Raw genomic sequence first — 25822 nt, forward strand, 5'->3', positions numbered from 1 at the left:
CCACAAATCGGCAAATCGTGGCGCAATCACTGGGAAAACCTTAATACGTTATTCAATTATCCTGATGATATTCGCAAAGCGATATACACCACCAATGCGATTGAATCGCTCAACAGCGTTATCCGTAGGGCTATCAAAAAGCGAAAAGTATTCCCAAGTGATGATGCGGCAAGGAAGATGGTGTACCTGGCCATCAAGGACGCCAGCAAGAAATGGACGATGCCGATTCGAAACTGGCGCCAGGCGATGAGTCGATTTATTATCGAGTTCGGGGAACGCCTCGAAAAGCATATTAATTAAATGGCAGTTACACAGAATCTGTTACAGGCTCAGAAGGAATGCGACGCTAAGCCCCACTATCTTTTTCTCGCTTCTCGCTTCTCGCTTCTCGCTTCTCGCTTCTCGCTTCTCGCTTCTCGCTTCTCGCTTCTCGCTCTATCCTGCTTTTCGTTGCGCCAACTTGCGTGCACAGACGCGATCGACAATGTTGCCTATCTCTGCGGTACAACTGCCACAACCGGTGCCTGCGAGCGTTTGGTTGCTGACGTCTTGAACACTTTCCGCATTGCCGTCTATTAATGCGACTTCAATGGTATCCAACGACACCTGTTTACAGGCACAAACAATTGGGGAGCGGGCGGCCAGCGAACCTGAGAGAAAGGCGTGAATGTCTTGGCTATCAAATTGACTGGCGAGAAGCTGTGATATGTCTGGCTGTTCACTTTCTTGCTTGAGCGGAAAGGCTGAGAATGCAAATAGTGGTGTTTTGTTCTGATAAGTCACAACACGACGTCCATGCTCTGCGTTGCCATGAATCAGTGCTGCGTTCTCAGATGCAGCCAAGGTCATGAACCTCGGGGGTACCGATCTGCAAGTCTCTTTGAATTGAAAGCGGTATAGATAACCCCCTTCTATGGCTTGAAGTACCCAATAGTCTGCATCGAAAGTATGGAGCTGTTGCTTGGTGAGGCGTCTTTTTGTGACCAAGCTGCCCGCGCTTTGCATCATCAAAGGTTTGATAGATACCGGCGTTGCTTTAAATTCGGGTTGACCCGAAATGGGGTCGGTGTGTGCGGGGATCACCGCCGTTACCTTTCCACCGGAGCAATTCATCTTGTTCCAGTGGATCGGCGCGAAGCTCTGTCCCGGAATCACGCGATTGGTCACGTGGGCTTTAAAAACCTGCTCGCCGACATGGCTCATCACATTAACCAACTGGCCTTCTTTGATGCCCCTGTCTGTCGCATCGAACGGGTTGATTTCGATAATGGGCTCGATGGTATGGGCGTTTAATGCCGCAGAAAGCCCTGTACGCGTCATGGTGTGCCATTGGTCTCTATTTCGCCCTGAGTTAAGGATCATGCTGTATTGCGGTGTAATCGGGCTTACAGGCGCTTTGTGCTCAACGGCAATAAACCGCGCTTTTCCATCCGGTGTGGAAAAATCCCCTTGGGTGAAAAGACGCCCCGACGCAATGTCATTGCTCACGATGGGCCAGCGCGTCGGCGGGAACGTGTTGTAATCGTCGACGGACAATCCTTTCAGCGCGGAGAGGTTTAGCTTCCGTTTTGTCGCATCACCGTCTTGGTTTCCGATCGTCGTCATCGCTACATATTCTTGGAAAATGTGCGCTTCCGTTGGGTAATCGAAGGCTTGGTGAAATCCCATGCGTTTGCCCACTTCACTCACGATCCACCAGTCAGGTTTCCCTTCTCCCGGCGTTGGCAGCAATCGACGCTGGCGCGAAATCATGCGTTCTGAGTTAGTGACTGTGCCGGATTTTTCGCTCCAACCTTGTGCTGGTAATTTTACGTGGGCGTAATCCAGTGTCTCGGACGTCGACACACAATCAGACACGATAACCAGCGGGCATTTCTTTAAAATCTGCGCAATTCGGTCACTGTCAGGCAGGCTGACTGCAGGGTTTGTTGCCATCACCCATAACGCTTTTATTTTCCCACTCTCAATGGCATCGAACATGTCGATGGCTTTCAGACCTTGTTGCGTGGCCAATCGGTCGGTTTGCCAAAAATCACTGACCAACGCCGAGTGCTCAGCGTTGCCAAACTCCAAGTGCGCGGCGAGCGTGTTGGCAAGTCCGCCAACTTCGCGCCCACCCATGGCATTGGGTTGACCCGTGATGGAAAAGGGGGTGCTGCCAGGAAGCCCAACGCGCCCAGTGGCGATGTGACAATTCAAAATACTGTTGGCATTGTCCGTGCCACTGGTGGATTGATTCACACCTTGAGAGAACATGGTGACGGTTCTGACATGTTGGCGAAACAGGCGGTAAAAGGTCTCGATGTCTGACAGTTTTAACCCGGTCGCTCCAGCCACAGCAGTCACTGTATTAAAACGTTGTGCTTGTGTGAGTGCGTCATCTAACCCTGTCGTGTGGTTGGCAATGTAACCTTGATTGAGTTGTCCATGCTTGGCGAGATCGGCCAGCAAACCATTGAACAGCGCGATGTCGCTGCCGGGCGTCAGTGGGAGGTGCAAGTCCGCGATTTCACAGGTACTGGTTCTACGCGGATCGATGACCACAACTTTGGTTCCGCGTGCCTCTTTCGCGGCTTTTAAGCGTTGATACAGCACGGGATGACACCAAGCGAGGTTTGATCCAACCAAAACGACGAGATCTGCAATCTCAAGATCTTCATACGTGCCGGGAACACAATCTTCCCCAAAGGCGCGTTTGTGACCAGCAACAGCAGAGGCCATGCAGAGACGAGAATTGGTGTCGATGTTGGCTGAACCAATGAAGCCTTTCATCAACTTGTTGACGACATAGTAGTCCTCGGTCAGAAGTTGTCCAGACACATAGAATGCGACGGCATCGTGGCCATGTTCGTCGATGATATCGTTGAGAGAGGTCGCAACATGGTTAAGCGCAGTGTTCCATGTCGTTGCTTCTCCCTCTATGGAAGGGGTAAGTAATCGCCCTTCAGTCGTGACGGTGTCACCGAGTGATAATCCTTTGGAGCAGAGTCGGCCTAGGTTAGCAGGGTGGGATTCATCCCCTCTAACGTCGAGTTTTCCGGATGCATTAACCTTGGCTTCGATGCCGCAACCGACACCACAATAGGCGCACGTAGACTTGATCCATTCGCTTTTGTCTTTCTCTGATGTGGTTTGGATATTTGTCACTTCACTCACCTATCCCTGTTTCATTTCTTATTTGTTTGCGAGTAATACACAGCAAATAACGCGCCAATTTCAATATTGGTAAAAATAACAGTGGCATATTTGGAATGAATGCGGGTTTCTTACGTTAAAAGAATGATGTGGTTGAACTTTTCTCTCTGCGCCAAGAAAGTGCGAACAATGAAAACTATTAATAGTTTCTGTTCATTCTGGTTCAATGCAATAAAAAGGTGCACGCAAAAAGTGCACTTCAATAAATCACTGCAAGCGATTTTAATTGTTAATGATGAGAGTGTGAAAATAAATAAATAATATAAAACATGGTCTTATAATTTTTTTCATCTCGTGTTTGGCTGTGGTGGCACTCTACTTGCTCTATTGATAAAAAATAGAAAGCGATGGATTAATAAAAGACGCATTCGTAAGCATAGAGGCGTGTTTATTTCTTTTACTTGAATTATCGCATGGATGTATTGGTGAGGTCAGGATGGCAAATCGCACATATTCAATTATGCCAAATAAACAGTCTTATATACTCGAAGGTCGTGAAGGGTTATTAAGGCAAGCACGTGTCGCCGCTATTTCATCAAGCGTTTTTGATGGCGTGAATAGCAAGAAAGCGAAACCCGAAGAGAGCCAGCGCAAGGTTGGCACTGTCTTTCTGGTTGGTGCAGGTCCAGGCGACCCAGATTTACTGACCATCAAAGCGTTACGTTGCATTCAACAGGCCGATGTTGTCGTGTATGACCGACTCGTCAGCCCAGAAATTCTCTCGCTCATTCCTTCAGACAAAGACATTTTGTACGTCGGTAAAGCCAAGGGCGAGCACAGTGTCCCCCAGAATGATACCAACGCCTTGCTGGTTGAATTGGCGCAGCGTGGAAAAAATGTTTGCCGATTAAAAGGTGGAGACGCTTTTGTCTTTGGCCGAGGCGGGGAAGAAATGCAGACCCTGCATCAGGAAGACATTCAAGTGGAAGTCATTCCTGGGATCACAGCCGCTTCCGGCTGCACCAGCTATGCAGGTATTCCTCTTACGCATCGCGGTTTATCACAAGGTTGTACCTTGGTGACAGCGCATGCCGAAAAAGATTTGTCAGTGAACTGGAACGCACTTGCCGCTTTGGATCACACCTTGGTGTTCTACATGGGGCTGTCGAAGCTGTCCCTCATCAGCGAAGAACTCTCTCAAGCCGGTTTGTCTTCAACAACGCCTGTCGCGGTGATCGAGAAAGGGTGTACCGCTGACCAGCGCGTATTTATCAGTGACCTTGCCACGATCAAGGATGCCATCAAGCACGAAGCGGTAGTGTCGCCGTCATTGATTGTCGTGGGCAAGGTTGTCTCGCTGGCAAAGGAATTGGATTGGTTTATTACGCAGACCACAGAACATCTCGACATAGAGCAACTTGAAAAGCTTTCTGCATAAGGATTTGAGCATGGAAAAGAAACGTATTGTCGTTATTGGCAACGGTATGGTGGGGCATCGATTCATCGACGAACTGTCCCAGAAAAACAGCGACATTCAGTTTGACGATGCTCCGTATGAGATCATGACCTTTTCAGAAGAACCGCGCTTAGCGTATGACCGCGTCCAACTCAGCAGCTTCTTTAGCGGCAAAGATGCCGACGATCTCATGCTGACCAGCGAAAACGAATACAAAGAGAAAGGCATCACGTACTTTCTGAACGAGAAAGTGGTGTCTATTCAGCGCGAGAATAAATTGGTGGTTACAGACCAAGGTCGCGAGATTGCTTACGACAGCTTGGTGCTTGCCACAGGCTCATACCCGTTTGTCCCACCCATTCCTGGTAACGAGCAGCCGCATTGCCATGTGTATCGCACGATCGAAGATTTAGAAGCCATTCGCGCTTCCGGCGACAGCAGCAAAATTGGGGTGGTCATCGGGGGTGGGCTGTTGGGCTTAGAAGCGGCAAATGCCATTCAAAATATGGGGCTGGAAACCCATGTGGTGGAGTTTGCTCCACGTCTGATGGCGGTGCAGTTGGATGAAGGCGGTGGCGAGCTGCTGAAACAGAAAATTACGGCATTAGGCGTGAATGTTCACACCGAAAAAGCCACGCAAAGCATCACGAAAGGCGATACATGTCGCTACAAACTTTCCTTTGCAGATGGCACAGAACTTGAGACTGATATGGTGGTGTTCTCTGCCGGAATCCGCCCTCAAGATGAACTCGCTAAAGCCCATGATCTGACCTTGGGCGAGCGCGGCGGTATCGTCATTAACAATCAATGCCAAACCAACGATAGCGACATTTACGCCATTGGTGAATGTGCGCTTTGGGAAGGCAAGATCTTTGGCTTAGTCGCGCCGGGTTACCAAATGGCCAAGGTTGCGGTCGCGTCAATTTGCGGCACCGAGGCAGAGTTTAAAGGTGCTGACATGAGCACCAAACTCAAATTGTTGGGTGTGGATGTTGCCAGTATCGGTGATGCGCAAGGCTCAACGCCGGGTGCGCAGTCTTACACCTTCTCGGATGGTATTGAGCAAGTCTACAAACGCATCATCGTTTCTGAAGATGGAAAAACCTTGCTAGGCGCAGTGCTGGTGGGTGATGTCGAAAGCTACCCGAACCTATTACAAACCATGCTAAATGGCTTGCCTCTTCCAGAGTTCCCTTCAGTGTTACTCCTGTCTAATGACGCAGCAGACAGTGATGCTGGATCGGCAGGGTTAGCGACCTTGCCGGATGAAGCGCAGATTTGTTCGTGTTATGACGTAACCAAAGGATGCATTAAAACGGCAGTGGCATCAGGTTGCACCACCATGGCAGATCTGAAAGCGGAAACCAAAGCCTCAACGGGGTGTGGCGGCTGTGCGGCGCTGACCAAGCAAGTTATGGATGCAGAGCTTGCCGCGCTTGGGCATGAGGTAAATAACAACCTGTGTGAGCACTTTGAGTATACGCGCCAAGAATTGGCGGACATTGTTCGCATCAAGAAAATTAAGACCTTCGATGAGTTGTTAGACAGCCACGGTAAGGGGCTGGGCTGTGACGTATGTAAGCCGACCGTCGGGTCGATCTTGGCGTCATTCTGGAACGACTATGTGTTGAAAAACGAGCACATGGGGCTGCAAGACACCAATGATATATACCTTGGTAACATGCAAAAAGACGGCACCTATTCCGTCGTGCCACGTGTTGCGGGCGGTGAAATCACCCCCGACAAATTGATTGTGCTAGGGCAAGTCGCGAAAGACTACAACCTCTACACCAAAGTGACGGGCGGTCAGCGCATTGATTTGTTCGGCGCGCAGTTACATGAACTGCCAGAAATTTGGAAGATTCTCGTCGACGCAGGGTTTGAAACTGGCCATGCCTACGGGAAATCGGTGCGAACGGTGAAATCTTGTGTCGGTTCTACATGGTGTCGCTACGGTGTGGATGACAGTGTGGGCTTCGCCATCAACATCGAAGACCGCTACAAAGGGCTTCGCTCGCCCCACAAACTGAAATTTGCCGTGTCAGGCTGTACGCGCGAATGTGCCGAAGCCCAATCGAAAGACATTGGCATCATCGCAACAGAAAACGGCTGGAACCTGTATGTTTGTGGCAACGGCGGCATGCGCCCGCGCCACGCAGATTTGTTCGCGTCCGACCTTGATCGTGAAACCCTGATCAAATACATCGACCGCATTTTGATGTTCTACATCCGCACCGCAGACCGTTTGCAGCGCACCTCTGTGTGGCTGGAAAACCTTGAAGGTGGATTGGACTATCTCAAGCAAGTGGTGATTGAAGACAAGCTCGCCATTGGTGAAGAGTTGGAAGCAGAGATGGCAGCCAGCCTCGGTCAGTACCAATGTGAATGGAAAACCACCATCGAATCACCAGAAAAACTCAAACGCTTCCAGCATTTCATTAACAGTGACCAAGCTGACAGTGGTTTGAAATACATCACGGAGCGTGGGCAGAGAGTGCCTGCACCTACAGTGCAAATTTTAGAGCCGACGAAGGTCGCGGCAGAACCAGAAAAACGCATTGATGTTGTAGAAATTGAAGGGTAGGAGCGGCGACATGTATCAGTGGCAAACCATTTGCGATAAGACAGATTTGGTAGAGAACACGGGTATTTGTGCCCTGTTTAACGACAAGCAGGTCGCCATCTTTCTCTGCGGAAAAACCGACACGCTTTACGCGATCGACAACTTTGATCCGATTGGGAAAGCGAACGTGCTGTCGCGCGGGCTTCTCGGGTCAATTGGCGAAAAAACCGTGATTGCCTCTCCGCTGTATAAACAGCACTTTTGCCTCACTAGTGGAGAGTGCATTGAGGACGAATCCGTGTCGGTCATTACCTATCCCGTTCGACAGCATGACGGTGCTGTCCAATTAGGAACGCTGAATATCGAATAAACCGATGCTCACGCTCTGTGGATGCAAGCGGCATCGATGGAGCGTTAATAGACAGTGTTCGTCTTCGCAGCGAAATAGGGTGTAACCGCACTGTCTTCTTTTCCTTATTAGGTTGTTGTTTTTAAAACCCCGTGCTTTGACGCTCTCAGTGCAAACCATGGTGGGGAAAGTGCGCCCAAAATAAGGGAAAAATGAAAAGCCAAAGACATGAAAGCTGCAGAATTAAAACGTTGCAGTTCAAAGGATTATTAATTAACGAGGACAGGAATGATGTCAGGTAGCGAGAAGTTCAACGTATTCTCCTTTACAGGGAAAATGAAAATACTTCATTTAAGTTGGTTCGCCTTTTTTATTACGTTTGTGGTGTGGTTTAACTTTGCTCCCTTGCTGCAATCGGTAAAGGAATCATTAGGATTAACCACCGCAGAAATTAAAACACTCCTTATTCTAAACGTCGCCTTCACCATACCCGCTCGGGTCGTGGTTGGCATGCTCACGGACAAATACGGGCCACGCATTGTTTATTCACTCTTGCTCGCCATTTGTTCCATCCCATGTTTCGTGTTCGCCCTTTCGGATAACTTTGTTCAAGCCGCCATTGCGCGTTTTGCATTGGGTTTGATCGGTGCCGGTTTCGTTATCGGTATTCGCTTGGTATCAGAGTGGTTCCCACATAACGAGTTGGGCACGGCAGAAGGCATTTACGGAGGTTGGGGTAACTTTGGCTCCGCGGCAGCAGCATTCACCCTTCCAACGGTTGCAGTGATGTTTGGTGGTGAAGACGGTTGGCGTTATGCCATGGCGATCACTGGTGTGATGAGCCTGTTGTTTTCTTTCGTTTTCTACCGAAGCGTGACTGATACGCCGAAGGGCGCGACCTATTACAAGCCTAAAAACGGCGGCGCAATGGAAGTGACCTCGAAGAGTGATTTCTTTCTTCTACTTTTGATGAAAGTGCCGATGTACGGCGCGCTTGCGTTACTGGCGTGGAAACTGTCGCCATCAGGCATTGGTATGTTCTCAGATTCGGTGGTAAACGCTGTTTATGTGGTGCTTGCCCTGATTTATGCGTTCGATGCAGCTCAAGTGTGGAAAGTGAACAAGCATGTGTTCGTTGAACCTGTGCCTGAAATTCATCAGTACAAATTTAAGCAAGTTGCAGTGCTCAACGTACTTTACTTTGCGACCTTTGGTTCTGAGTTGGCGGTGGTTTCGATGTTGCCGTTATTCTTTGCTGACACGTTCGAACTGACCCCTGTTGTGGCAGGCATGGTGGCATCGGCATATGCCTTCATGAACTTGATGTCGCGCCCAGGTGGCGGCTGGTTGTCGGACAAATTTGGTCGTAAACCGACGCTACTTATCCTAACGGCGGGATTGGCAGTGGGTTACTTTGTGATGGGACAAGTAGATGGCGCTTGGCCAGTCTGGTTGGCGGTTGTTGCAGCAATGGGCTGTTCGTTCTTCGTGCAATCCGGTGAAGGGGCGGTATTTGCAGCTGTGCCACTGATTAAACGCCGCATGACAGGTCAAATCGCAGGTATGACGGGTGCATACGGTAACGTGGGTGCTGTGGTGTACCTCACCGTGTTATCGCTGGTGGATTACAGCACCTTCTTCTTAATCATTGCCGGTACCGCGGTGCTTGGTTTTGTCACGCTACTCTTTATGGAGGAGCCTTCAGGCCAGATTGCTGAAGTGAATGACGATGGCACCATTACCATGATTGACGTAGCGAAAGCCTAATTATGAAACCCGAGGTTTTGTCGACGCCTTGCATGGCGTCTCAAGCCACGAAAGAGTCCGAGAAGCTTGCTTCTCGGCTCGTCGTTCGTGCGGGTGGGTGCTCTGTGGCGGGGCGAAAGCCCCCGAATCAGGATGCTTTTGCCGTAAAAATCCCCACCAACCTGAGTGAACTCAAACACAAAGGCGTGGTTGCGACGATTGCTGATGGCGTGAGCTCAAGCGAGATCAGCCAAAAAGCCAGTGAAACCAGCGTCACTGAGTTTATTAATGACTACATGGACACCCCAAATACGTGGTCGGTTAAGTCCTCTGCGGGGGCGGTACTTAAATCGATTAACCATTGGCTTTTCCATCACGCAAAACAAGATGGTGAGAAATCCAATGCCATGGTCGCTGCGTTTACCAGCGTTATCATTAAATCAAACACTGCCCATCTTTTTCACGTGGGTGACTGTCGGGTTTATCTTCTTCGAGATAAAACGCTGACGCAGTTAACCCAAGACCACCGTCGTTACACCAGCAAAACACAGCACCACTTAACGCGTGCTCTTGGCATTGATAGTCACTTAGAGGTGGACTACAAACTATCAGCGGTACAGGCGGGTGATGTGTTGTTGATGACCACAGACGGCGTGCATGATGCCTTGTCTGAAAAGGACATACTTACCTTCCTGAAAGGCAAGGTATGCGGCCAAGACGAAAGTCTTGAAACCGTTGCGACAGCGTTTGTAGACAAAGCGTTGGCGGCAGGCAGCGATGACAATGCCACCTGCCTGTTTATCGCCGTAGATGAATTGCCGAAAGCCGCTTTCGATGAGGCGTTTAGGCATCGCGCAGAACAAGTGATCCCGCCTGTGTTGTCTGAAGGGCAACAGATCGACCACTTCCAGATCAAACGCGTGATATACAGCGGTAGCCGAAGCCATTTGTATCTCGCGAGAAGCACGCAAGATGACAAACAATACGTTTTGAAAATGCCGTCTCAGAACTTCGCAGATGACGACGTGTATCTGTCTGGCTTTATTCGGGAAGGGTGGATCGGAGAGCAAGTGCGCCAGCGGGGCGTGATGAAAATTCACCCCCAAACGTGGCATTCTCGCTTCCTCTATCATGTCTGCGATTACGTCGATGGGATGACGCTCAGGCAGTGGATGCTGGATAACCCGACGCCGACACTCTCGCAAATCCGCACGCTTGCTAAGGGCGCGATTCGCTCCATGCGTGTTTTACAGCGCATGGCAGTAGTGCATCGTGATATTAAGCCGGATAACCTGATGGTGGATAAAGACATGAATGTTGTCTTGATTGATTACGGGACAGCGCAAGCGCATGGGTTGGAGGAGCTGTCAGGGCATGTGGAAGAAAGTTACCCCGTTGGGGATTTGAATTATGCTGCACCTGAGTATTTGAAGGGCAATAAAGCCACCTTGTCGTCTGATGTCTATTCACTCGGCGTGACCTTCTACGAAATGCTCACGGGGCATTTACCTTATAAACCTGTGAATGCATCAAGCCCACGAGTATCAAAGCGACAAACCTACACCCCTGCCGTGGTTTTTCGGCCTGATGTGCCTGATTGGTTTGATGCAGCGTTCAAAAAGGCGTGTCATTCCATTCCATCCGCGCGGTATGACGTGCTGTCAGAATTTGAGCAAGATTTGTTAACCCCAAATCGGGAGCTGGAAAAGGTAAGCCAACAGCGCGCGATGATCGAAAAAGACCCCGTGCGCTTTTGGAAAGGATTATCTGTAGTGTTGCTTTCGATGGTGGTGTTGCTTACAGCGCTACTTGTTCAGGCTTAACGCTGCGCGGTTAACGCAAGCATGACTCCCACACCCATGAATGTGCCGCCAAAGGTACGTGGCAACCATTTCGAATTGGCGAGACGCTTTGAGCGCGTAAAGGCTCTGACGCCCCAGTAGCCATAGCCGCACAGGCAAATGATTGAGCAACACATTAAGGTCACGACAAGGATAGAAAATTGTGGAAGCAAAGCTGTATTAATATCAATGAACTGCGGGAACAGGGCCGTGGAGAAGATAATGGCTTTAGGGTTGGTGATGGCGACCAGCACGCCTTGCAGATAATAACTTCGAGTATTGTCTGTTTGAGGGGCATCCTCGAGTGAAATAGTCATCCCATTGCGCCACGTTTTTATGCCTAGGTAAAAGAGATAACACGCGCCGAGTATTTTGATTGCCATAAATGCAGTTGCGGAGCTGAGGACTAATGCGCTAAGGCCTAACACTGAAAACGACGCCATTAAGAAAAGCCCTGTCACATTGCCTGCGATCGTAAACAACGCTTTTTTCAAACCGGAACGAAGCGTATGGGTCATCACCAATAAGATGGCGGGCCCTGGTGAAAGCGCAGTCACAAAAGCGATCGACAAAAAGGCGAGCCAAGTTTCAAACGTCATCATTTCACCATCCTTCCTAGATTATTTCGCCGTTGTTATCGGTATGAAAAACAAGCAACACCTCTTTCATAACATCACGTTGTCTTTGCAATGAAAAGCCACGTTAGCTGTTTTATGCGTCAGCAAATGAGACAACAGTGCTGATTAAGATTGCGCGTCATATTTAGTGGTTTTATCGAAGTTGTGTATATTGCTTTTGCATTTAATGCAAATGAGAATCAAAACTAAACTCATGCGCATAATTGTATTGGAGAAATGATGAATCGTAGAACATGGATGCCATTTGTTGTAATAGGGACGGCGGCAATACTGACGGGTTGCCCTGCTTTGAAACAAGGAAAGTTGGATGTTCCCGTAGAAGGGTTGCAATACAACTCGTCGTTTTTCAAAGGCTCAACCGATGAAGACGGCACGTTTTATTACTTTGCTGGTGACAAGGTGCGTTTCAGCGTTGGTGGCGTGAAGTTTCAGAAAGTGAAAGGAAAAGAAACGGTCTCACTCGCCACGTTGGTGCGTGAAGATGACTTGCGCAATCAAGAATCTATCCGCCTTGTGAAAATGCTGATCGCACTCGACAGCGATGGCGACATGTACAACGGATTATCACTCGATACTGATATTTCCTCTAAGCGTAAACGTGCTTTCAAAAAGCTCTCAGATGAACAGTACGAGAACATTGTGGGTGATGTCGGTGACGCTCAAGCTTATGCCTTTGTGAAATGGGAGCAAGCAGGCTCACACATTGCCATGGCGGCGGGTAACCACCACACCCTAGGCTTGAGCGCGGAAGGTAAGCCTTTCAGCTTTGGCGAAAACTATGGCGGTTTCGCGTATGGCGAGGATCCGAATCGCTACTGTGATGGGAAAATGCGCACCAAGCTTGGCCGAGCATCCGACCTTTATCTGCCAGAAGGCACTGAACTGGCCACGGAACCACGAGATGGCCTGACAGAAGCTGAAGGTGAATGTTATGTCGATTTGTTGAACCAGCGTCTCTACGGCCTTTCTAACCCTACCTCTGCGTGGATTGACATGGATAGCGTTACATTCAAATCCATCTCCACCGATCAAATTGATGGCACCATGGTGACGGAAGACGGTCGTTTGTTTGTGTTTGGCCCTAATAACCGTGGTCAATTAGGTCTCGGTCATGAAGACACCGTCGATGCGCCATTGGAAGTGACACTACCCGATGACGCGTTAGCGGTGTATGCGACCAGCGGCAGTGCGAGTGCCTATGTTGTCACGCGCTCAGGCAAGGTGTATTCAGCGGGTGACAACGGTAACTTGCAGCTAGGCCGTGTGGACGACAAGGATGCAGACCAAAATACCTTCGGGCTGGTGGACATTCCAGCGGACGAATTTATTGTGTCTGTTGCGACTCGTGACCACCATGTTTTTGCCCTGACGGCGCAAGGCGATGTGTACTCGTGGGGTAACAATGGCCGCGGTGGCGAGTTAGGTGATGGCACCGTCAATGCAGACCGTTCCGTGCCAGCGAAGATTTTAGCAGGTAAAAACATCATCGCAGTAGAAACCGGTGCAGATTACGGCTTGGCGGTGGATGCCGAAGGCACTGTGTATGGCTGGGGCAGCAATGACTATGGTGCACTCGCTCAAGGTACACCCGTGGCGAACAGCGCAGGCACGCTTTACAAAGTGGAAGACATCACTTCACTGCCAACGCCAGAAGTGCTTGTAAACTTGCTTCCTGAAAACCTAGGTAGTGATCGTATTGTTGAATTCCAGGGTGGTAGCCGCAACGCTCACGCACTGACACTGGGCGGCGATGTTTACTCTTGGGGTGACATGGGGTCGGGTTACATGGGTAACGGATACGCGGTTGATGATCTTGGTATCGAGCGCCAAATTGCGATTCAACCTGTGAAGAATGAAACGTTGGGTGAAGTAAACGTTCTGTCGTTGAGTTCAAATACATCAAGCCATTTTGCGGTTGATGACAACGGCAAGGTATGGGCGTGGGGTTCAACGGCTGACGGTAAACTCGGTGTGGTCGAAGATTACTGTGCTGAAGTGAATGCAGACGCTTACGGTGAATCGGCGTCAACCAGCGTTTGTTACACACCAGTGGCCTTGTCTCTTGTGCCGACGAGCGCCGAATTGGAGTAAACACATTAAGCGTGTGTTGAGCGAAGCAACACGCGTCATCAGCGATTCCGTTGGCTAGCGGATACCCGAGTAAATCGAGACAAACATTCGATACGGGGCACGAAAGAAGGTGGCTTAGCCACCTTCTTTTTTTCTACATACAGGCTGACGCGTATTCAAGCCTCTTCCATGATGGCTTGCACTTCATGCGTCTCTGTTGGGCGAACAACACGCGACACTTCTACGCCGTCTTTTAGCAAAATGACTGTTGGCCAGAGCTTCACCTTAAAGTGGCGACCAAGCGCTTTACCTTTGCCATCAAACACCTTGATATGCAGCATCGGGGTAGGCTCAAGTACCTCTTTGATTGCGTCTTGCGCGCCTTGGCAATGCGGACACCAAGGTGCGCCAAATTCGATCACTGCAAGACCTTTTAGATGCGTGACATCTTCAATGGCGGGCGCGTCTTCGTCATAATCAGGTTTGAACCCGATTGTTGATGCTTTCATCGTGTATTCTTCCTTGAAGCGTATTGGGTTAAGAGCGTGTTAGTGTGTTCAAAATGCATCGTTTTCGTCATGCACTGAGACATAAAGAGAGCCATCGTTCTCTTGTTGAACGAAAAAGGTAATCGGCCGGCAACAGACTTGGCAATCTTCAATGTATTGCTGTCCACTGTCCTCACTGTCGATAAGCACCTGAATAGACTCACCGCAATACGGACAATCAATGGCTCTTTCATCCAGCTCGGTCATTTACCTTTTCCTTTTTTCTCAGGCTAAGAACAAGGCCAACATTAAATCCAGCGTTTGATAGCTTCCGCTGTGTCGCTCGGATTGGTATTGAAACAAATGGCCGCGTCTGGCGCTGCCATGTGCGCTGCATTGACCAGACGTTCGAAGACGAGAAAATGATCCTCGTCACGACGCACACCGGCACCAATTAGCACGCAATCATAACCTTGTCCTTCGAGCGCTTTGGTTGCGGTTTCGAAGGCCGTTTCACCATCACGAATATAGTGCAGTACAACGTCATAACCGAGTGATACCAAGTTATCTCGGTCGCCTTCTAATGCCGCACGCAGCTTTTCTGCGCTCATGCCTGGCCATTTATCGTAGTTAACAACGTCAGGGTGCCAGCCGAAAAGGGCGACTTTTTTATCACTCATGGATCCTCCAATCAATATTGTTCCCGCTCTCACTGTATCGCTAATTGGTCTGTTATTGTTGTCTGATTTATAAGCTTAGATTATCTATTTGCGACGCGGTGTCTGTGGCGTGAAAACTCAGAATAAAACAGGAGGCGTTCATTGGGAGTGATGCGTTTAGAAGAAAAAGTGCGGATGTCTTTACGGAAAGTAAAAAGGCGAGCAGGCCGACGACAGGTTATCTGCTCGCAAATGTAAACCGTTTTCAGTTGTGCACTGAAGCGCGTTAACTGAGGGTATTAAGTGCCAGTGGTTAGGTGAGATCTTTCAGAGGCTCCCACTTTCCATCGTTGTCTGACGAGCGCACAGCAGCATAAACAAATGCCATCCCATACGCACCTTCTTCCACGGTAGGGTTCCACAGGCTGAAAGGTTCGGGTTGCTCGCCCATAAGATCATCCACAATGTTCGACGCAAAATCGAAATACAGATTGGCGAAGGCTTCGCGGTAGCCTTCAGGGTGTCCAATGGCCACATGGGAAACACGTTTTCCCGCTTCTGAAAGCCCAATTCCCCCTTTGGTGAGCACATATGCAGGCTTATCAATAGGGCGAACTATCAATTCATTGGGTTGTTCTTGGTGCCATTCCAACCCGCCTTTGGTGCCATAAATTGTGAAATTCAAACCATGAACACCACCAGCGGCTGCTTGTGTCACCCAGAAAACTCCCCGTGCTTTGTTGGGGTACCGGAGCAAAATGCCGCAATAATCATCGGCGTCGCGGCCTTCTACAATGGCGGTTACGTCAGCACTCAAAGAAGATGCTTCCATCCCCATGACATAGCTGGAAAGGTGGTAGCTGTGCGTGGCAATGTCACCCAGAATAAGGGAAGGGCCAGCCAGTTCGGGCTTCATGTGCCAGTTTGAACCCGCACGCTCTGATTCCGTGAGCTCGGCAAGGTGGCCTTGAACATAATTGCTTTGCACCATGGTGATATCGCCGATAAGACCTTGTGCCACCATTTCACGTGCTTGTCGCACCATCGCATAACCGCTATAGCCGTAAGCGACACAGTATCGTTTACCGGAGGTTTTCACGCGTTTGACCAAATCTGCTGACTCGTCTTCAGTCATGGTTAATGGCTTTTCACAAAACACATTAAACCCTGCCTCAAGCGCGCGGCAAGACAGTTCATAGTGGCTGTTGTTGGGCGTCATGATGGCGAGTGCATCGATGGGGTTTTCTGCATTCGCTTCGCCCTTAAACAAGGCTTCAGGGTCGGCGTAGGGGCGTTCAATCCCCATCGCGTGCCCAGCCGCAATGGAACGCTCTGGATGAGAAGAAAAGACGCCAGCCACCACTTCAAATTCTTCGTGCATCGTGGCGGCGGAGCGGTGAATAGATCCAATGAAAGAATCTGGCCCTCCGCCAATTACGCCTAGTCTCAACCTTCTTCCCAGTTTGCGGTATGCCTTGCTCATTGTTACGTCCTTTTTAAAGAATCCATTTACACGTTTACCCATTTACCCATTACGCCGTGATGATCTATTTCAACAACGGTTGCTTGGTCGCCGACAGAAGCGCCAGCACACGCTCCGCCTCGGCTTGCAGTGCAGGCATTGCTTTACCGGCGAAATATTGTCGGTCGTATTTGTCAGGCTCTTGTGTCATGCACGCGCGAATAGCATTGCCAAAAGCGACGCGGAACGTTGTGCCGACATTGAATTTGGCGACACGTTGCTGCTTGAGTGTCAGAAGATCGGCTTCCGCTATTCCCGTTGTGCCATGAATCACCAAGGGAAGGGTGGTTGCGACTTCGATTTGTTTCAGCAGTTCAAACTCGATCGGGCTGTCTGCCTCGGTTTTACGGTGCACGTTGCCAACAGACACGGCCAAGGCATCAATGCCACTTTCTTGTGCATATCGGGTGGCCTCTGCTGGGTCTGTCGACATGGATTTGATGTGGTCGCGCCCTTCTTGATAAGGCACTGAGCCCAGTTCCCCTTCGACAGATACCCCAACCGCATGCGCCACGTCGACGACCTGGCGGGTACGACGAATATTCTCATCAAGCGGCAGTTGTGAGCCATCGAACATCACCGAGCTAAATCCCGCATGAATGGCGCGATACACAATGGCTTCTTCGTAGCAATGATCGAGATGCACACATACGGGCACGGAAGCGGCTTTCGCCATCGGGACTAACATCCCAGCCATGGCTTCGACTCCCGCAAGGTCTACCATGTCTTTGTTCACCGCTAGGATAACGGGCAGCGAACGTGCTTCCGCGGCTGCGATGATGGCTTGGGCTTCTTCAAGCCCAAACACATTGCAGCAGGCGATAGCGCCGTCTGACACGGCGGCATCGGGGAGTAAATCGTTGAGGTTAACTAACATTGCATCTTCCCTGTGAATGTTGGTGCGTTACTTAAACTTCGCCACCATGTCTTTGATACCAGGAATGGTGTGAACCTGATATTCATGGTGCGGGTCGAAGTGCTGAACCAGCGATTTGCTGCTCTCACCCACAATGATCGTGAAGTAGTACATTTCATAGCCTGGGGCGGCGACGGAAGGGTGATAGCCCTTATCAATCGCGATCACGCTACCGGTGCGCACGTGGTAAACCGGGCCGAAGTCATCTTCATGCTCATAAAGGAACTGTGCACCGAAACCAAAGTCAGGGTTGAACCTAAATTGGTACACCTCTTCATAGCGCGTTTCTGCTGGTGGACGCTCTTCATCGTGTTTGTGTGGCGGGAAGCCTGACCAACCACCTGCGCCAACGGTAAACAGTTCACTTACCATTAAACGACCACGTTGATCCGCATTTTTCTGTCCCAAGATATGCTTAATTTTGCGATGGGTTTTGGTGTCGTCGCTGCCGTACTGGATTTTGTCAGTGTCTTCTGGCGCGATCGCAAATGACGTTAGAGGTTCGCTGCCTTCTTCAGGCGTAAAACGTCCACCGGCAATCATCACATCGGCGGTGTCAGAGACGCATGTAATGGTGACTTCACTGCCAACAGGGACATACACAGCAGCGGGATCGCCATCCCATACATGGGCGCGCTTACCGATGTTGTTGTAAGTTTCACCGTCTACCGTGATATCACAGGTGCCGCCTGCCAGTACTACGGCAGATTCGTAATTTTCCAGCGAATAGCTGTAACTTGCGCCTTCGTGCAATTTCACTGGATTGAAATAACACAGTGGGGTGGTGTCATCATCTACGCCAATGACAGGCTCATTTTTGTTATCGAACGGGGGTATATGCTTTCCCATGATGAACTCCTTTTTCGTTCCCTGAATCTTGATTCGATGTGGCTGACGACGTGTCGCCAACCTTCGCTATGGTGTGACTAATTGATGACCGCGTGCCGACATGAAATTTGACAGATCTGGCAGCGTCGACATGGCATCGGCACAGGTATCACCCGTGACATTGATTGCCGCGTTGGCTGCGCCCATGGCGACGGCATCACTTAATGAATATTGGTTGAGCAAACCAAACAACAGGGCGGCGGCAAAGGCATCACCTGCGCCATAAGGTTTACGAGCTTCAACACGAAAGATGGGTTGAGACAACTGGGCGAGGTCGCCGTTATTGTCTAGACCGAACACGTCGCAGCCTTCTGCTCCCGCTTTCACCACCACCATGTCTGTGCCACCACTGAGTAATTCAGATGCAGCATTGATGTGGCTGTCAGTGACATCATGAGGCACACCCATGACGTCAAATTCTTCCTTGTTGCCAATCACGATGTCGCTGAATGACGCGGCAAGTTTGTAGAAATGCGGTGGATCTTCCGGTGCCGCCCAAGAATAGGGGCGATAGTCAAGGTCGAGCACCACTTGCGTGCCATTCAGTTGCGCGGTTTGCATGGCTGCTAAAGTGGCTTCACGTGATGGGCTCACCGACAAGGCCGTGCCGGACACGAATAAGCAACGTGCCGAGGCAAGGAATTCGGTACTGATATCGTCTGGAGAAAGTGCAAGATCTGCCGCGTTGTTACGGTAAATTACCACCTCGGGTTCAGGGCGCAGTTCAGCGACGGCTAAACTGGTTCGATACTCACCCCTAAGGGTTTTCATCCCTGCTAAATCGATGCCTTTGTTCGACATGTATTGGCGTACAAAGTGGCCAAGGGCATCGTCGGAGAGGCAGCCAATGAAGCCCGCCTTCGCGCCTAACGTCGCAAGACCAATGGCAACATTTCCGGGCGAACCACCGACACTTTTCTTGAAACTGACTTCTTGCGCAAAATTTGCGCCGTCAGTGTTGCCATAGAAATCAACGCCCGCACGCCCCAAACAAATGACATCAATGGGGCGATCGGCGTTTTGCTCACAGCCTGAGAGTTGAATCATGCCTTTAATCATAATCCACCCAGACTGCACCTTGATCGGCAGAGCGAGCACACGCATTCACCATTTTCACACCGTCGATACCCCCATCAATGTTCGGGTACCAGTGGCCCTCAAGAAACTGTGTATCACCGCGCTCGAACGCATCGATAGCCAACGCATAGCGATGGTAGATATTGGCCCACGATTCGAAGAAGCCTTCAGCATGACCGCCACCTTGGCGATTGGCTGACACACCTGGAGAGTCGTTGTGAAGGTATGGCATGCCACGTTCTAGGATACGTGCTGGCTCACCTTGGACCTCGTAACGCAATTGGTTCGGATATTCATCCCACCACTCAAGGCTGGCTTTTTCGCCAACGATGCGGATTTTCTGTTGGTGCATTGAACCGCTATTGATGGCGCTGGCCCACAATGTACCCACCGCGCCGCCTTCAAAGTTGAAGACGACATGCGCGTTATCTTCAAGTGGTGCGCGTGATTCAATAAAGCTTTGGCGTGAACACATTAACGACTTTACTTTCAATCCGGTGATCAAACCCGCCATGTAGAAAGGGTGGGTGCCGCAATCGCCGATAATAAAACTCGGGCCAGACACTTCAGGGTTCATGCGCCATTTCGCGCCAGGGTTATCTTTTTCCACTTCGGTATTGTGGAAACCATGAGCAAAACTCATTTGAATAACGCGCACTGCGCCGATGTCGCCACGCTGCACCATTTCTCTGGCTTGGTGCACCATTTGAAAACCGCAGTAGCCGTACATTACGGCGAGCATTTTGTTTTGTTTTTCAGCCAACGTTTTCAGTTCAAGGGCTTCTTCCACATGCACGGTCACGGGCTTTTCACACACTACGTGCAAACCTGCTTCTAGCGCTGCTTTGGCGATTTCAGCATGGGTCGAGTTTGGCGTGGCGATGGAGACGGCTTGAATGCCGTCTTCACGTTTGGCTTCTTCCGCAAACATGGTTTTGTAATCGGGGTAGCAACGGTCGGCTGCAAGCCCCAGATTCATACCAAATTCTTTGCCACGTTCGGCGTTAAGATCGAGTGCGCCAGCCACAAAACTGAACAAGCGATCACGCTGTGCCGCGGCGCGGTGTGAGTAACCAATTTCGCTACCTCGACCGCCGCCGACCATGCCCCAGCGGATCGGGGACTCAAAGTGCATTTCTTCATTGAACATAGTGCGCTTCTCCTGAAATCTAATCCCTTAGGTCAACATCACACGCCGCGGCGTTGATGCTTACGGCCTTCTTCCCATTGGTCTCGGGCGTTGGCAATGCTTTCGTTATCGGTCACTTCTGACAAGCCCACTTCCCACCATGCATCACAGGAAGACCACACGGTGTCATCAATGTCGGTGACGATGACGTAGGTTTTGTCTGACGCTTTCGCGCGTTCGAACGCCGCTTCAAAATCGCTGAGATGTTCGACTTTCTCTGCATTTGCTCCTAAACCGCGAGCATGGCTGACGAAATCGACGCGCGGTAATTCGTAATAACGTTCCGTGGTGCAATCTTCAAGTTGGTTGTTGAATGCGGTGTTGCCCGTGTTGGTTTGAAGTTTGCGAATCACCGCAAAACCACCGTTGTCACACACCAACACAATCATTTTGTGGCCTGTAAGCACAGAGCTGTAAATGTCAGAGTTCATCATTAAGTACGAGCCGTCACCGACCAACACGATGGACTCATGGTCTGGTCGTGCAATTTTATTGCCCCAGCCCGCCGCGATTTCGTAGCCCATGCACGAGAAGCCAAATTCGACATCCAGAGAATACGGGTAGGTTGCTTGCCAGTTCATGTTGAGTTCGGCAGGCAATCCTCCTGCGGCTGTGATCACGCGGTCTCCCTCGTTAACAAGGCTGTTCACCTTGCCAATGATTTGCGCGTAAGAAGGCAGCGCTGTGTCGCTTGCAGCAGTGCGTTGCTCAACCACACCACGCCATTGCGAGGTTTCCGCTGCGGCTTTGTCTACCCAAGCGTTCTGCGTTTGCCAGTTTCCTAAGCGTTCGCTGAGCGGCGCGATAGCCGCTTTCGCATCAGAGATGATGGATTGCGCCATGTGTTTTGTGGCGTCAAAACGTCCCGCATTGATGCTGATGAGCTTCATATCAGGGTCGCGGAAGACGGTCCAAGAGCCTGTTGTAAAGTCTTGAAGGCGTGTACCGATGGCAATCACGACATCAGCGTCTTCACACATGTGATTGGCACTGTTTGAGCCTGTTGTACCGATAGGGCCACAGTTAAGCGGGTGATCAGCACTGAGCAAGGTGCGACCCGCAATGGTTTCCACCACCGGGATTTGGTGTTTTTCAGCAAACTGAATCAAGGCATTTCGTGCGCCGGAATAGGCCACGCCACCACCTGCGATGATCAGCGGGCGCTTCGCTTTCTTGATGGCCTCTGCGGCTAAATCCAATTCAATGGGTTCAGGTTGAGGACGGCGAATGCGATGCACTTTGGGTGCAAAGAAACTTTCAGGGAAGTCCCATGCTTGGCCTTGTACATCTTGCGGCAGGGCAATCATCGCGGGGCCACAATCTGCAGGGTCAAGCATGGTAGCAATGGCTTGCGGGAGTGCGACGGTGAGCTGCGAAGGGGCATTGATACGATCCCAAAAGCGCGTCACGGTTTTAAACGCGTCATTCACGGTGAGTGACGGGTTCGAAAAATGCTCGGTTTGCTGAAGCACGGGATCGGGCAAGCGTGATTGAAACGTATCGCCAGCCAGCAACAAAAGTGGCAATCGGTTGGTGTGCGCAACCCCTGCTGCGGTGATCATATTGGTTGCCCCTGGGCCCACAGACGAGGTGGCAATACCAATGCGACGACGCTGGTTTGCACGGGCATACGCCACGGCAGCAAGCGCCATGGATTGTTCGTTTTGTCCGCGCCATGTGGGGAAAACTGATTGGTTTTCAAACAGCTGTTGACCTAAACACGTGACGTTTCCGTGGCCGAATATGGCAAAAGCACACCCGAACAAAGATTCAACTTTTCCATCAATTTCAATCTGTTGTGCCGCTAAGTAACGCACAAGAGCTTGTGCGGTAGTAAGTCGTATTGTTGTCATCCTTGGAATCTCCTAACGTTCCCTTCTGATGAAATAGTAGTCATTATTTGAAAATGTTTTCAAAACTAAAAAAGCTAAAAATCGGATATAGCGCCCAATTTTCATTCTAGAAGGGTATCCGTCCGAACATTCCTCAGTTGTGAGACGCCGATTACGTTGACAAAGTGAAATCATTACCATAATTGTTTAAAAGATGTTAACGAGACTTTAAGCGTTTTGTGTTGGCAATGACGTTCAGGTTTACAGGGATGAAGACCTGAGCAGACGATCTGACAAAAAGTTTAAAACAGATACGCCCACACATTCACCAATGCAGCGTTGGTAAAAATGAAAAGGAGGCAACGGATTGGAACTTAAAATTGCTAATGCACCATGCTCTTGGGGAATTGAGTTTGCAGACAACCCTGCAAACCCAACATGGCAAACGGTGCTCGATGAGATTTCCGGCGCAGGGTATGGCGCAACGGAGCTAGGTCCACTGGGTTACTTACCCACTGAGCCAAGCACATTGCAAAGTGCGCTTGCTTCTCGCGAGCTGGGTTTAGTGGCAGGCACCTTGTTTGTGCACCTTCACAAACCTGAAGCGCGTGATGCCATTTACGAAACGACACACAAAACCTGTGAGATCTTGAAGCAGCAAGGCGCGTCATACCTCGTTGTTATCGACCATGTTTCATCACCGCGTACTGACCAAGCAGGTCAAGTGGACACCGCAACGCGTCTGACGGATGAACAATGGGATGCGATGATGGAAACCCTGCGGGGTGTCGGAAAAATCTGTGCTGAGTATGGCATCACACCAACGTTGCATGCCCACGCTGGAACCTATATCGAGTATCGCGATGAGCTGGATAAGGCGATGCGAGATCTTCCACCTGAGTTGATGTCGTTGTGCGTTGACACTGGCCATTGTGTTTACGCGGGCATGGACCCTTGTGATGTGCTGCGTACCTACAAAGACCGCGTTAAATACCTTCATTTCAAAGACATCAATGCCGAGGTGCATGCGCAATCTATTGCGAAAGATACCGATTTTTACACTGCGATTGGCAACAACATTTTTTGTCCGCTAGGGCAAGGGTGTGTGGATTTCGATGCGGTGCGTCAAACGCTGCATGAGATTGATTTCAAAGGCTGGGTCACTGTCGAACAAGACACGGATCCGGCGGCGAAAAGCGATGCCAAAACCGACGCTGAGAAAAGCCGCGCCTTTATCGAAAAGGCGGTGCTAGCAAGTTAATTGACAGTAGGTTGTGCGCAACAGGTTTATGCGCACAACTGCTGATCGTGTTCGACAATATTGGGAGCAGGGCAGCGAGTTGCCCTAAAAAGGATTGGAGGCAAGTATGTCGGTAAAAGAAGCCGCATCAGAAACGGATACTCAACCAGCAGGTGGAGCAAGTGATGAACGCGTTCGTAAGGTTTCCTTGGTCAGTGGGCTGTTATCTCGACCCGAACTTGGGTCGGTATCAGGCGCAATTTTAGTTTTCGTATTCTTCGCACTGGTTGCTTGGGATTCAGGCATGTTCAATGCCGACGGTATCATGAACTGGACAACGGTATCAGCACAGCTTGGCATTATCGCTGTGGGTGCGTGTTTGTTGATGATTGCCGGTGAGTTTGACCTTTCCATCGGTTCGATGATTGGTTTTGCGGGCATGATGATAGCAATCCCTGCTGTGTATTGGGGTTGGCCTGCATGGGCTGCGATCCTTTTTGCGTTTGCTGGGGCAATGGCGGTTGGCTTTTTGAATGGCTATATCGTGGTGAAGACGGGGCTTCCTTCTTTTATCGTTTCGCTCGCTTTCCTCTTTATTCTTCGCGGTTTGACCATTGCACTATCAATCATGCTGACCAACAAAACAATCCTTTCAGGCGTGGGTGATGTGGCAGAAGGTGATTGGTTGGCCTCCATGTTTGGGGGTGAAATCGGAACGGGATTATTCACCTGGCTCGGCAATGCTGGCTGGCTTGAAACCTATTCTGATGGCACGCCTGTGGTCACCGGTATTCCAATGGTGGTGGTGTGGTGGTTCTTGTTAACGGCAGTGTGTTCATTTGTGTTGCTTCGTACGCGCTTCGGTAACTGGATTTTCGCTTCTGGCGGTGATGCTAACGCGGCGAAAAACGTGGGTGTACCCACGGATCGCGTGAAGATCATGCTGTTCATGTTCACTGCATTTTGCGCCACGGTATTTGCGGCTTGTCAGGTGTTCGAATTTGGTTCAGCGGCGGCAGATAGGGGCTTGCTGAAAGAGTTTGAGGCCATTATTGCCGCGGTCATCGGTGGGGCGCTACTCACGGGTGGCTATGGCTCCGTGATTGGTGCTTTCTTCGGTGCGCTGATTTTTGGTGTGGTGCAAATGGGCATCTTCTTTACGGGTGTGGATTCAGATTGGTTCCGCGTTTTCCTCGGCGTGATGCTTTTGATTGCGGTGTTGTTCAACAACTTCATTCGCAAGAAAGTCACGAGCGCGCGATAGCAAGGTGTGAACACACCTTACTGTCGAACTGAAAACGGATTTTAGGAGAAACACAATGTCTGAATACATCCTCGAATTGAAAAAAGTCAGCCGCTACTTTGGCTCTGTTATCGCGCTGAAAGACATCGATATGGAAGTCAAAATGGGCGAAGTGCATTGCTTGCTCGGTGATAACGGTGCAGGTAAATCAACGCTGATTAAAACTTTGGCCGGTGTGCATACGCCGTCTGAAGGTGAGTTCTTGATGGACGGTAAACCGGTAACGTTTAAATCACCCCGTGACGCGCTCGATGCGGGTATTGCAACGGTTTATCAAGATTTGGCGCTCGTGCCTTTAATGAGTGTGACACGTAATTTCTTCATGGGACGAGAGCTGACCAAGCGCATTGGGCCTTTTGAAGTGTTTGATACAGCACGTGCTAATGAAATTGCGAAAGCGGGCATGAAAGACATGGGCATTGATGTGCGAGACCCAGAGCACCCCATCGGCACCATGTCAGGCGGTGAACGCCAATGTCTGGCGATTGCCCGAGCGATTCACTTCGGCGCAAAAGTGCTGATTTTGGATGAACCAACGGCCGCGCTCGGTGTGAAGCAATCCGCCAACGTACTGAAGGTGATTGCAAGGGCGCGTGGCAAAGGACTCGCGGTCATTTTGATCACACACAACGTTCACCATGCTTTCCCCATTGCCGACCGCTTTACCCTGTTAAACCGTGGTAAGAGCTTGGGCACATGGTTGAAGAAAGACGTCACCCGCGAGCAAATTCTAGAAATGATGTCCGGCGGACAGGAGCTAGAAACACTCGAAGCAGAATTAGCAGAATTCGAACGCGCAGACACTGCCGAGGCGAATTAAGCTTTTAACAGAGCAATAAATGAGTAATAAAAAGGGCAGCGATGTTGCCCGACCAAAACGCCGTGGCTAAGTGGACAAAAGGAAAGACCC

General features: G+C 50.3%; 21 protein-coding genes. 10 read left to right on the top strand and 11 right to left on the bottom strand.

Annotation, left to right across the window (positions count from 1 at the left end):
* Nucleotides 1-300, top strand: a 300-nt coding sequence (locus BM082_RS01445; protein ID WP_139218769.1) for a transposase, incomplete at its 5' end; no start/stop codon positions are given.
* Nucleotides 301-435: 135 nt separating this feature from the next.
* Here the strand turns inward: BM082_RS01445 and BM082_RS01450 are convergent.
* Nucleotides 436-3156 carry a nitrate reductase gene (locus BM082_RS01450; RefSeq protein ID WP_074924976.1) on the bottom strand — a complete coding sequence of 907 codons (2721 nt, stop codon included), beginning with the start codon at nucleotides 3154-3156 and terminating at the stop codon, nucleotides 436-438.
* A gap of 499 nt (nucleotides 3157-3655) precedes the next feature.
* On the opposite strand from BM082_RS01450, the gene cobA reads away from it, so the two are divergent.
* The 5 genes from cobA (at nucleotide 3656) to BM082_RS01475 (ending at nucleotide 11072) form a co-directional block, all read left to right on the top strand.
* Nucleotides 3656-4573 (top strand): uroporphyrinogen-III C-methyltransferase, encoded by a 918-nt coding sequence (gene cobA / locus BM082_RS01455; protein ID WP_373455271.1) that lies wholly within the window; start codon nucleotides 3656-3658, stop codon nucleotides 4571-4573.
* Nucleotides 4574-4583: 10 nt separating this feature from the next.
* Nucleotides 4584-7175, top strand: a complete 2592-nt coding sequence (gene nirB / locus BM082_RS01460; RefSeq protein ID WP_074924980.1) for a nitrite reductase large subunit NirB — start codon at nucleotides 4584-4586, stop codon at nucleotides 7173-7175.
* Between the two features lie 10 nt (nucleotides 7176-7185).
* On the top strand, nucleotides 7186-7524 hold the full coding sequence (gene nirD, locus BM082_RS01465; protein WP_017010785.1) for a nitrite reductase small subunit NirD: 339 nt from the start codon (nucleotides 7186-7188) through the stop codon (nucleotides 7522-7524).
* Nucleotides 7525-7794: 270 nt separating this feature from the next.
* On the top strand, nucleotides 7795-9270 hold the full coding sequence (locus BM082_RS01470) for a NarK family nitrate/nitrite MFS transporter (RefSeq protein ID WP_026024897.1): 1476 nt from the start codon (nucleotides 7795-7797) through the stop codon (nucleotides 9268-9270).
* A 2-nt stretch (nucleotides 9271-9272) separates the two neighbouring features.
* Entirely contained in the window at nucleotides 9273-11072 is a 1800-nt protein-coding gene (locus BM082_RS01475) for a bifunctional protein-serine/threonine kinase/phosphatase (protein ID WP_074924982.1), read from the top strand.
* On the opposite strand, the gene BM082_RS01480 is transcribed toward BM082_RS01475, so the two are convergent.
* On the bottom strand, nucleotides 11069-11689 hold the full coding sequence (locus BM082_RS01480; protein WP_074925125.1) for a LysE family transporter: 621 nt from the start codon (nucleotides 11687-11689) through the stop codon (nucleotides 11069-11071). The genes BM082_RS01475 and BM082_RS01480 overlap by 4 nt on opposite strands.
* Nucleotides 11690-11947: 258 nt before the next feature.
* Here BM082_RS01480 and BM082_RS01485 point away from each other — a divergent pair, with 258 nt between their 5' ends.
* Nucleotides 11948-13819 carry an RCC1 domain-containing protein gene (locus tag BM082_RS01485; RefSeq protein ID WP_017013911.1) on the top strand — a complete coding sequence of 624 codons (1872 nt, stop codon included), beginning with the start codon at nucleotides 11948-11950 and terminating at the stop codon, nucleotides 13817-13819.
* 155 nt (nucleotides 13820-13974) lie between these two features.
* Here BM082_RS01485 and BM082_RS01490 read toward each other — a convergent pair whose 3' ends face one another.
* The 9 genes from BM082_RS01490 to iolD form a co-directional block, all read right to left on the bottom strand.
* Entirely contained in the window at nucleotides 13975-14307 is a 333-nt protein-coding gene (locus BM082_RS01490) for a thioredoxin family protein (protein WP_017013910.1), read from the bottom strand.
* 48 nt (nucleotides 14308-14355) lie between these two features.
* Nucleotides 14356-14553: a CPXCG motif-containing cysteine-rich protein gene (locus BM082_RS01495; RefSeq protein WP_017010779.1), complete on the bottom strand. Its 198-nt coding sequence runs from the start codon at nucleotides 14551-14553 to the stop codon at nucleotides 14356-14358.
* Nucleotides 14554-14594: 41 nt separating this feature from the next.
* A complete protein-coding gene (locus BM082_RS01500; RefSeq protein ID WP_017010778.1) occupies nucleotides 14595-14966 on the bottom strand; it encodes a hypothetical protein in 372 nt (123 codons plus the stop codon).
* Between the two features lie 292 nt (nucleotides 14967-15258).
* Nucleotides 15259-16428: a Gfo/Idh/MocA family protein gene (locus BM082_RS01505; RefSeq protein WP_017013909.1), complete on the bottom strand. Its 1170-nt coding sequence runs from the start codon at nucleotides 16426-16428 to the stop codon at nucleotides 15259-15261.
* 64 nt (nucleotides 16429-16492) lie between these two features.
* A complete protein-coding gene (locus BM082_RS01510; RefSeq protein ID WP_017013908.1) occupies nucleotides 16493-17344 on the bottom strand; it encodes a class II fructose-bisphosphate aldolase in 852 nt (283 codons plus the stop codon).
* A gap of 27 nt (nucleotides 17345-17371) precedes the next feature.
* The gene (locus BM082_RS01515) at nucleotides 17372-18232 is read right to left on the bottom strand and encodes a 5-deoxy-glucuronate isomerase (RefSeq protein ID WP_017016361.1); all 861 of its coding nucleotides are present in this window, start codon (nucleotides 18230-18232) and stop codon (nucleotides 17372-17374) included.
* Nucleotides 18233-18298: 66 nt separating this feature from the next.
* Nucleotides 18299-19330 carry a 5-dehydro-2-deoxygluconokinase gene (iolC, locus tag BM082_RS01520; RefSeq protein ID WP_074924983.1) on the bottom strand — a complete coding sequence of 344 codons (1032 nt, stop codon included), beginning with the start codon at nucleotides 19328-19330 and terminating at the stop codon, nucleotides 18299-18301.
* Nucleotides 19323-20498: a Gfo/Idh/MocA family protein gene (locus BM082_RS01525; protein ID WP_017013905.1), complete on the bottom strand. Its 1176-nt coding sequence runs from the start codon at nucleotides 20496-20498 to the stop codon at nucleotides 19323-19325. Before BM082_RS01525 ends, iolC begins: the two co-directional genes overlap by 8 nt.
* Before the next feature lie 38 nt (nucleotides 20499-20536).
* A complete protein-coding gene (gene iolD, locus BM082_RS01530) occupies nucleotides 20537-22390 on the bottom strand; it encodes a 3D-(3,5/4)-trihydroxycyclohexane-1,2-dione acylhydrolase (decyclizing) (protein WP_074924985.1) in 1854 nt (617 codons plus the stop codon).
* 346 nt (nucleotides 22391-22736) lie between these two features.
* Here iolD and BM082_RS01535 point away from each other — a divergent pair, with 346 nt between their 5' ends.
* The 3 genes from BM082_RS01535 (at nucleotide 22737) to BM082_RS01545 (ending at nucleotide 25732) form a co-directional block, all read left to right on the top strand.
* Nucleotides 22737-23630, top strand: a complete 894-nt coding sequence (locus BM082_RS01535; RefSeq protein ID WP_017010772.1) for a TIM barrel protein — start codon at nucleotides 22737-22739, stop codon at nucleotides 23628-23630.
* Nucleotides 23631-23736: 106 nt separating this feature from the next.
* Entirely contained in the window at nucleotides 23737-24873 is a 1137-nt protein-coding gene (locus tag BM082_RS01540; protein WP_017010771.1) for an ABC transporter permease, read from the top strand.
* A 55-nt stretch (nucleotides 24874-24928) separates the two neighbouring features.
* On the top strand, nucleotides 24929-25732 hold the full coding sequence (locus BM082_RS01545; RefSeq protein ID WP_074924987.1) for an ATP-binding cassette domain-containing protein: 804 nt from the start codon (nucleotides 24929-24931) through the stop codon (nucleotides 25730-25732).
* Nucleotides 25733-25822 lie beyond the last annotated feature (90 nt).

It is taken from the genome of Enterovibrio norvegicus DSM 15893, assembly GCF_900115495.1.
In the GTDB taxonomy this organism is placed as follows: domain Bacteria; phylum Pseudomonadota; class Gammaproteobacteria; order Enterobacterales; family Vibrionaceae; genus Enterovibrio; species Enterovibrio norvegicus.

What these genes read in the sequence shown, in the direction of transcription:
- BM082_RS01505 (WP_017013909.1), bottom strand. Translation starts at nt 16,428, where the DNA reads ATGAGCAAGGCATACCGCAAACTGGGAAGAAGGTTGAGACTAGGCGTA.
- nirB (WP_074924980.1), top strand. Translation starts at nt 4,584, where the DNA reads ATGGAAAAGAAACGTATTGTCGTTATTGGCAACGGTATGGTGGGGCAT.
- BM082_RS01510 (WP_017013908.1), bottom strand. Translation starts at nt 17,344, where the DNA reads ATGTTAGTTAACCTCAACGATTTACTCCCCGATGCCGCCGTGTCAGAC.
- cobA (WP_373455271.1), top strand. Translation starts at nt 3,656, where the DNA reads ATGCCAAATAAACAGTCTTATATACTCGAAGGTCGTGAAGGGTTATTA.
- BM082_RS01480 (WP_074925125.1), bottom strand. Translation starts at nt 11,689, where the DNA reads ATGACGTTTGAAACTTGGCTCGCCTTTTTGTCGATCGCTTTTGTGACT.
- BM082_RS01525 (WP_017013905.1), bottom strand. Translation starts at nt 20,498, where the DNA reads ATGTTCAATGAAGAAATGCACTTTGAGTCCCCGATCCGCTGGGGCATG.
- BM082_RS01475 (WP_074924982.1), top strand. Translation starts at nt 9,273, where the DNA reads ATGAAACCCGAGGTTTTGTCGACGCCTTGCATGGCGTCTCAAGCCACG.
- BM082_RS01485 (WP_017013911.1), top strand. Translation starts at nt 11,948, where the DNA reads ATGAATCGTAGAACATGGATGCCATTTGTTGTAATAGGGACGGCGGCA.
- BM082_RS01540 (WP_017010771.1), top strand. Translation starts at nt 23,737, where the DNA reads ATGTCGGTAAAAGAAGCCGCATCAGAAACGGATACTCAACCAGCAGGT.
- BM082_RS01545 (WP_074924987.1), top strand. Translation starts at nt 24,929, where the DNA reads ATGTCTGAATACATCCTCGAATTGAAAAAAGTCAGCCGCTACTTTGGC.
- nirD (WP_017010785.1), top strand. Translation starts at nt 7,186, where the DNA reads ATGTATCAGTGGCAAACCATTTGCGATAAGACAGATTTGGTAGAGAAC.
- BM082_RS01490 (WP_017013910.1), bottom strand. Translation starts at nt 14,307, where the DNA reads ATGAAAGCATCAACAATCGGGTTCAAACCTGATTATGACGAAGACGCG.
- BM082_RS01515 (WP_017016361.1), bottom strand. Translation starts at nt 18,232, where the DNA reads ATGGGAAAGCATATACCCCCGTTCGATAACAAAAATGAGCCTGTCATT.
- BM082_RS01500 (WP_017010778.1), bottom strand. Translation starts at nt 14,966, where the DNA reads ATGAGTGATAAAAAAGTCGCCCTTTTCGGCTGGCACCCTGACGTTGTT.
- BM082_RS01470 (WP_026024897.1), top strand. Translation starts at nt 7,795, where the DNA reads ATGTCAGGTAGCGAGAAGTTCAACGTATTCTCCTTTACAGGGAAAATG.
- iolC (WP_074924983.1), bottom strand. Translation starts at nt 19,330, where the DNA reads ATGATTAAAGGCATGATTCAACTCTCAGGCTGTGAGCAAAACGCCGAT.
- BM082_RS01495 (WP_017010779.1), bottom strand. Translation starts at nt 14,553, where the DNA reads ATGACCGAGCTGGATGAAAGAGCCATTGATTGTCCGTATTGCGGTGAG.
- iolD (WP_074924985.1), bottom strand. Translation starts at nt 22,390, where the DNA reads ATGACAACAATACGACTTACTACCGCACAAGCTCTTGTGCGTTACTTA.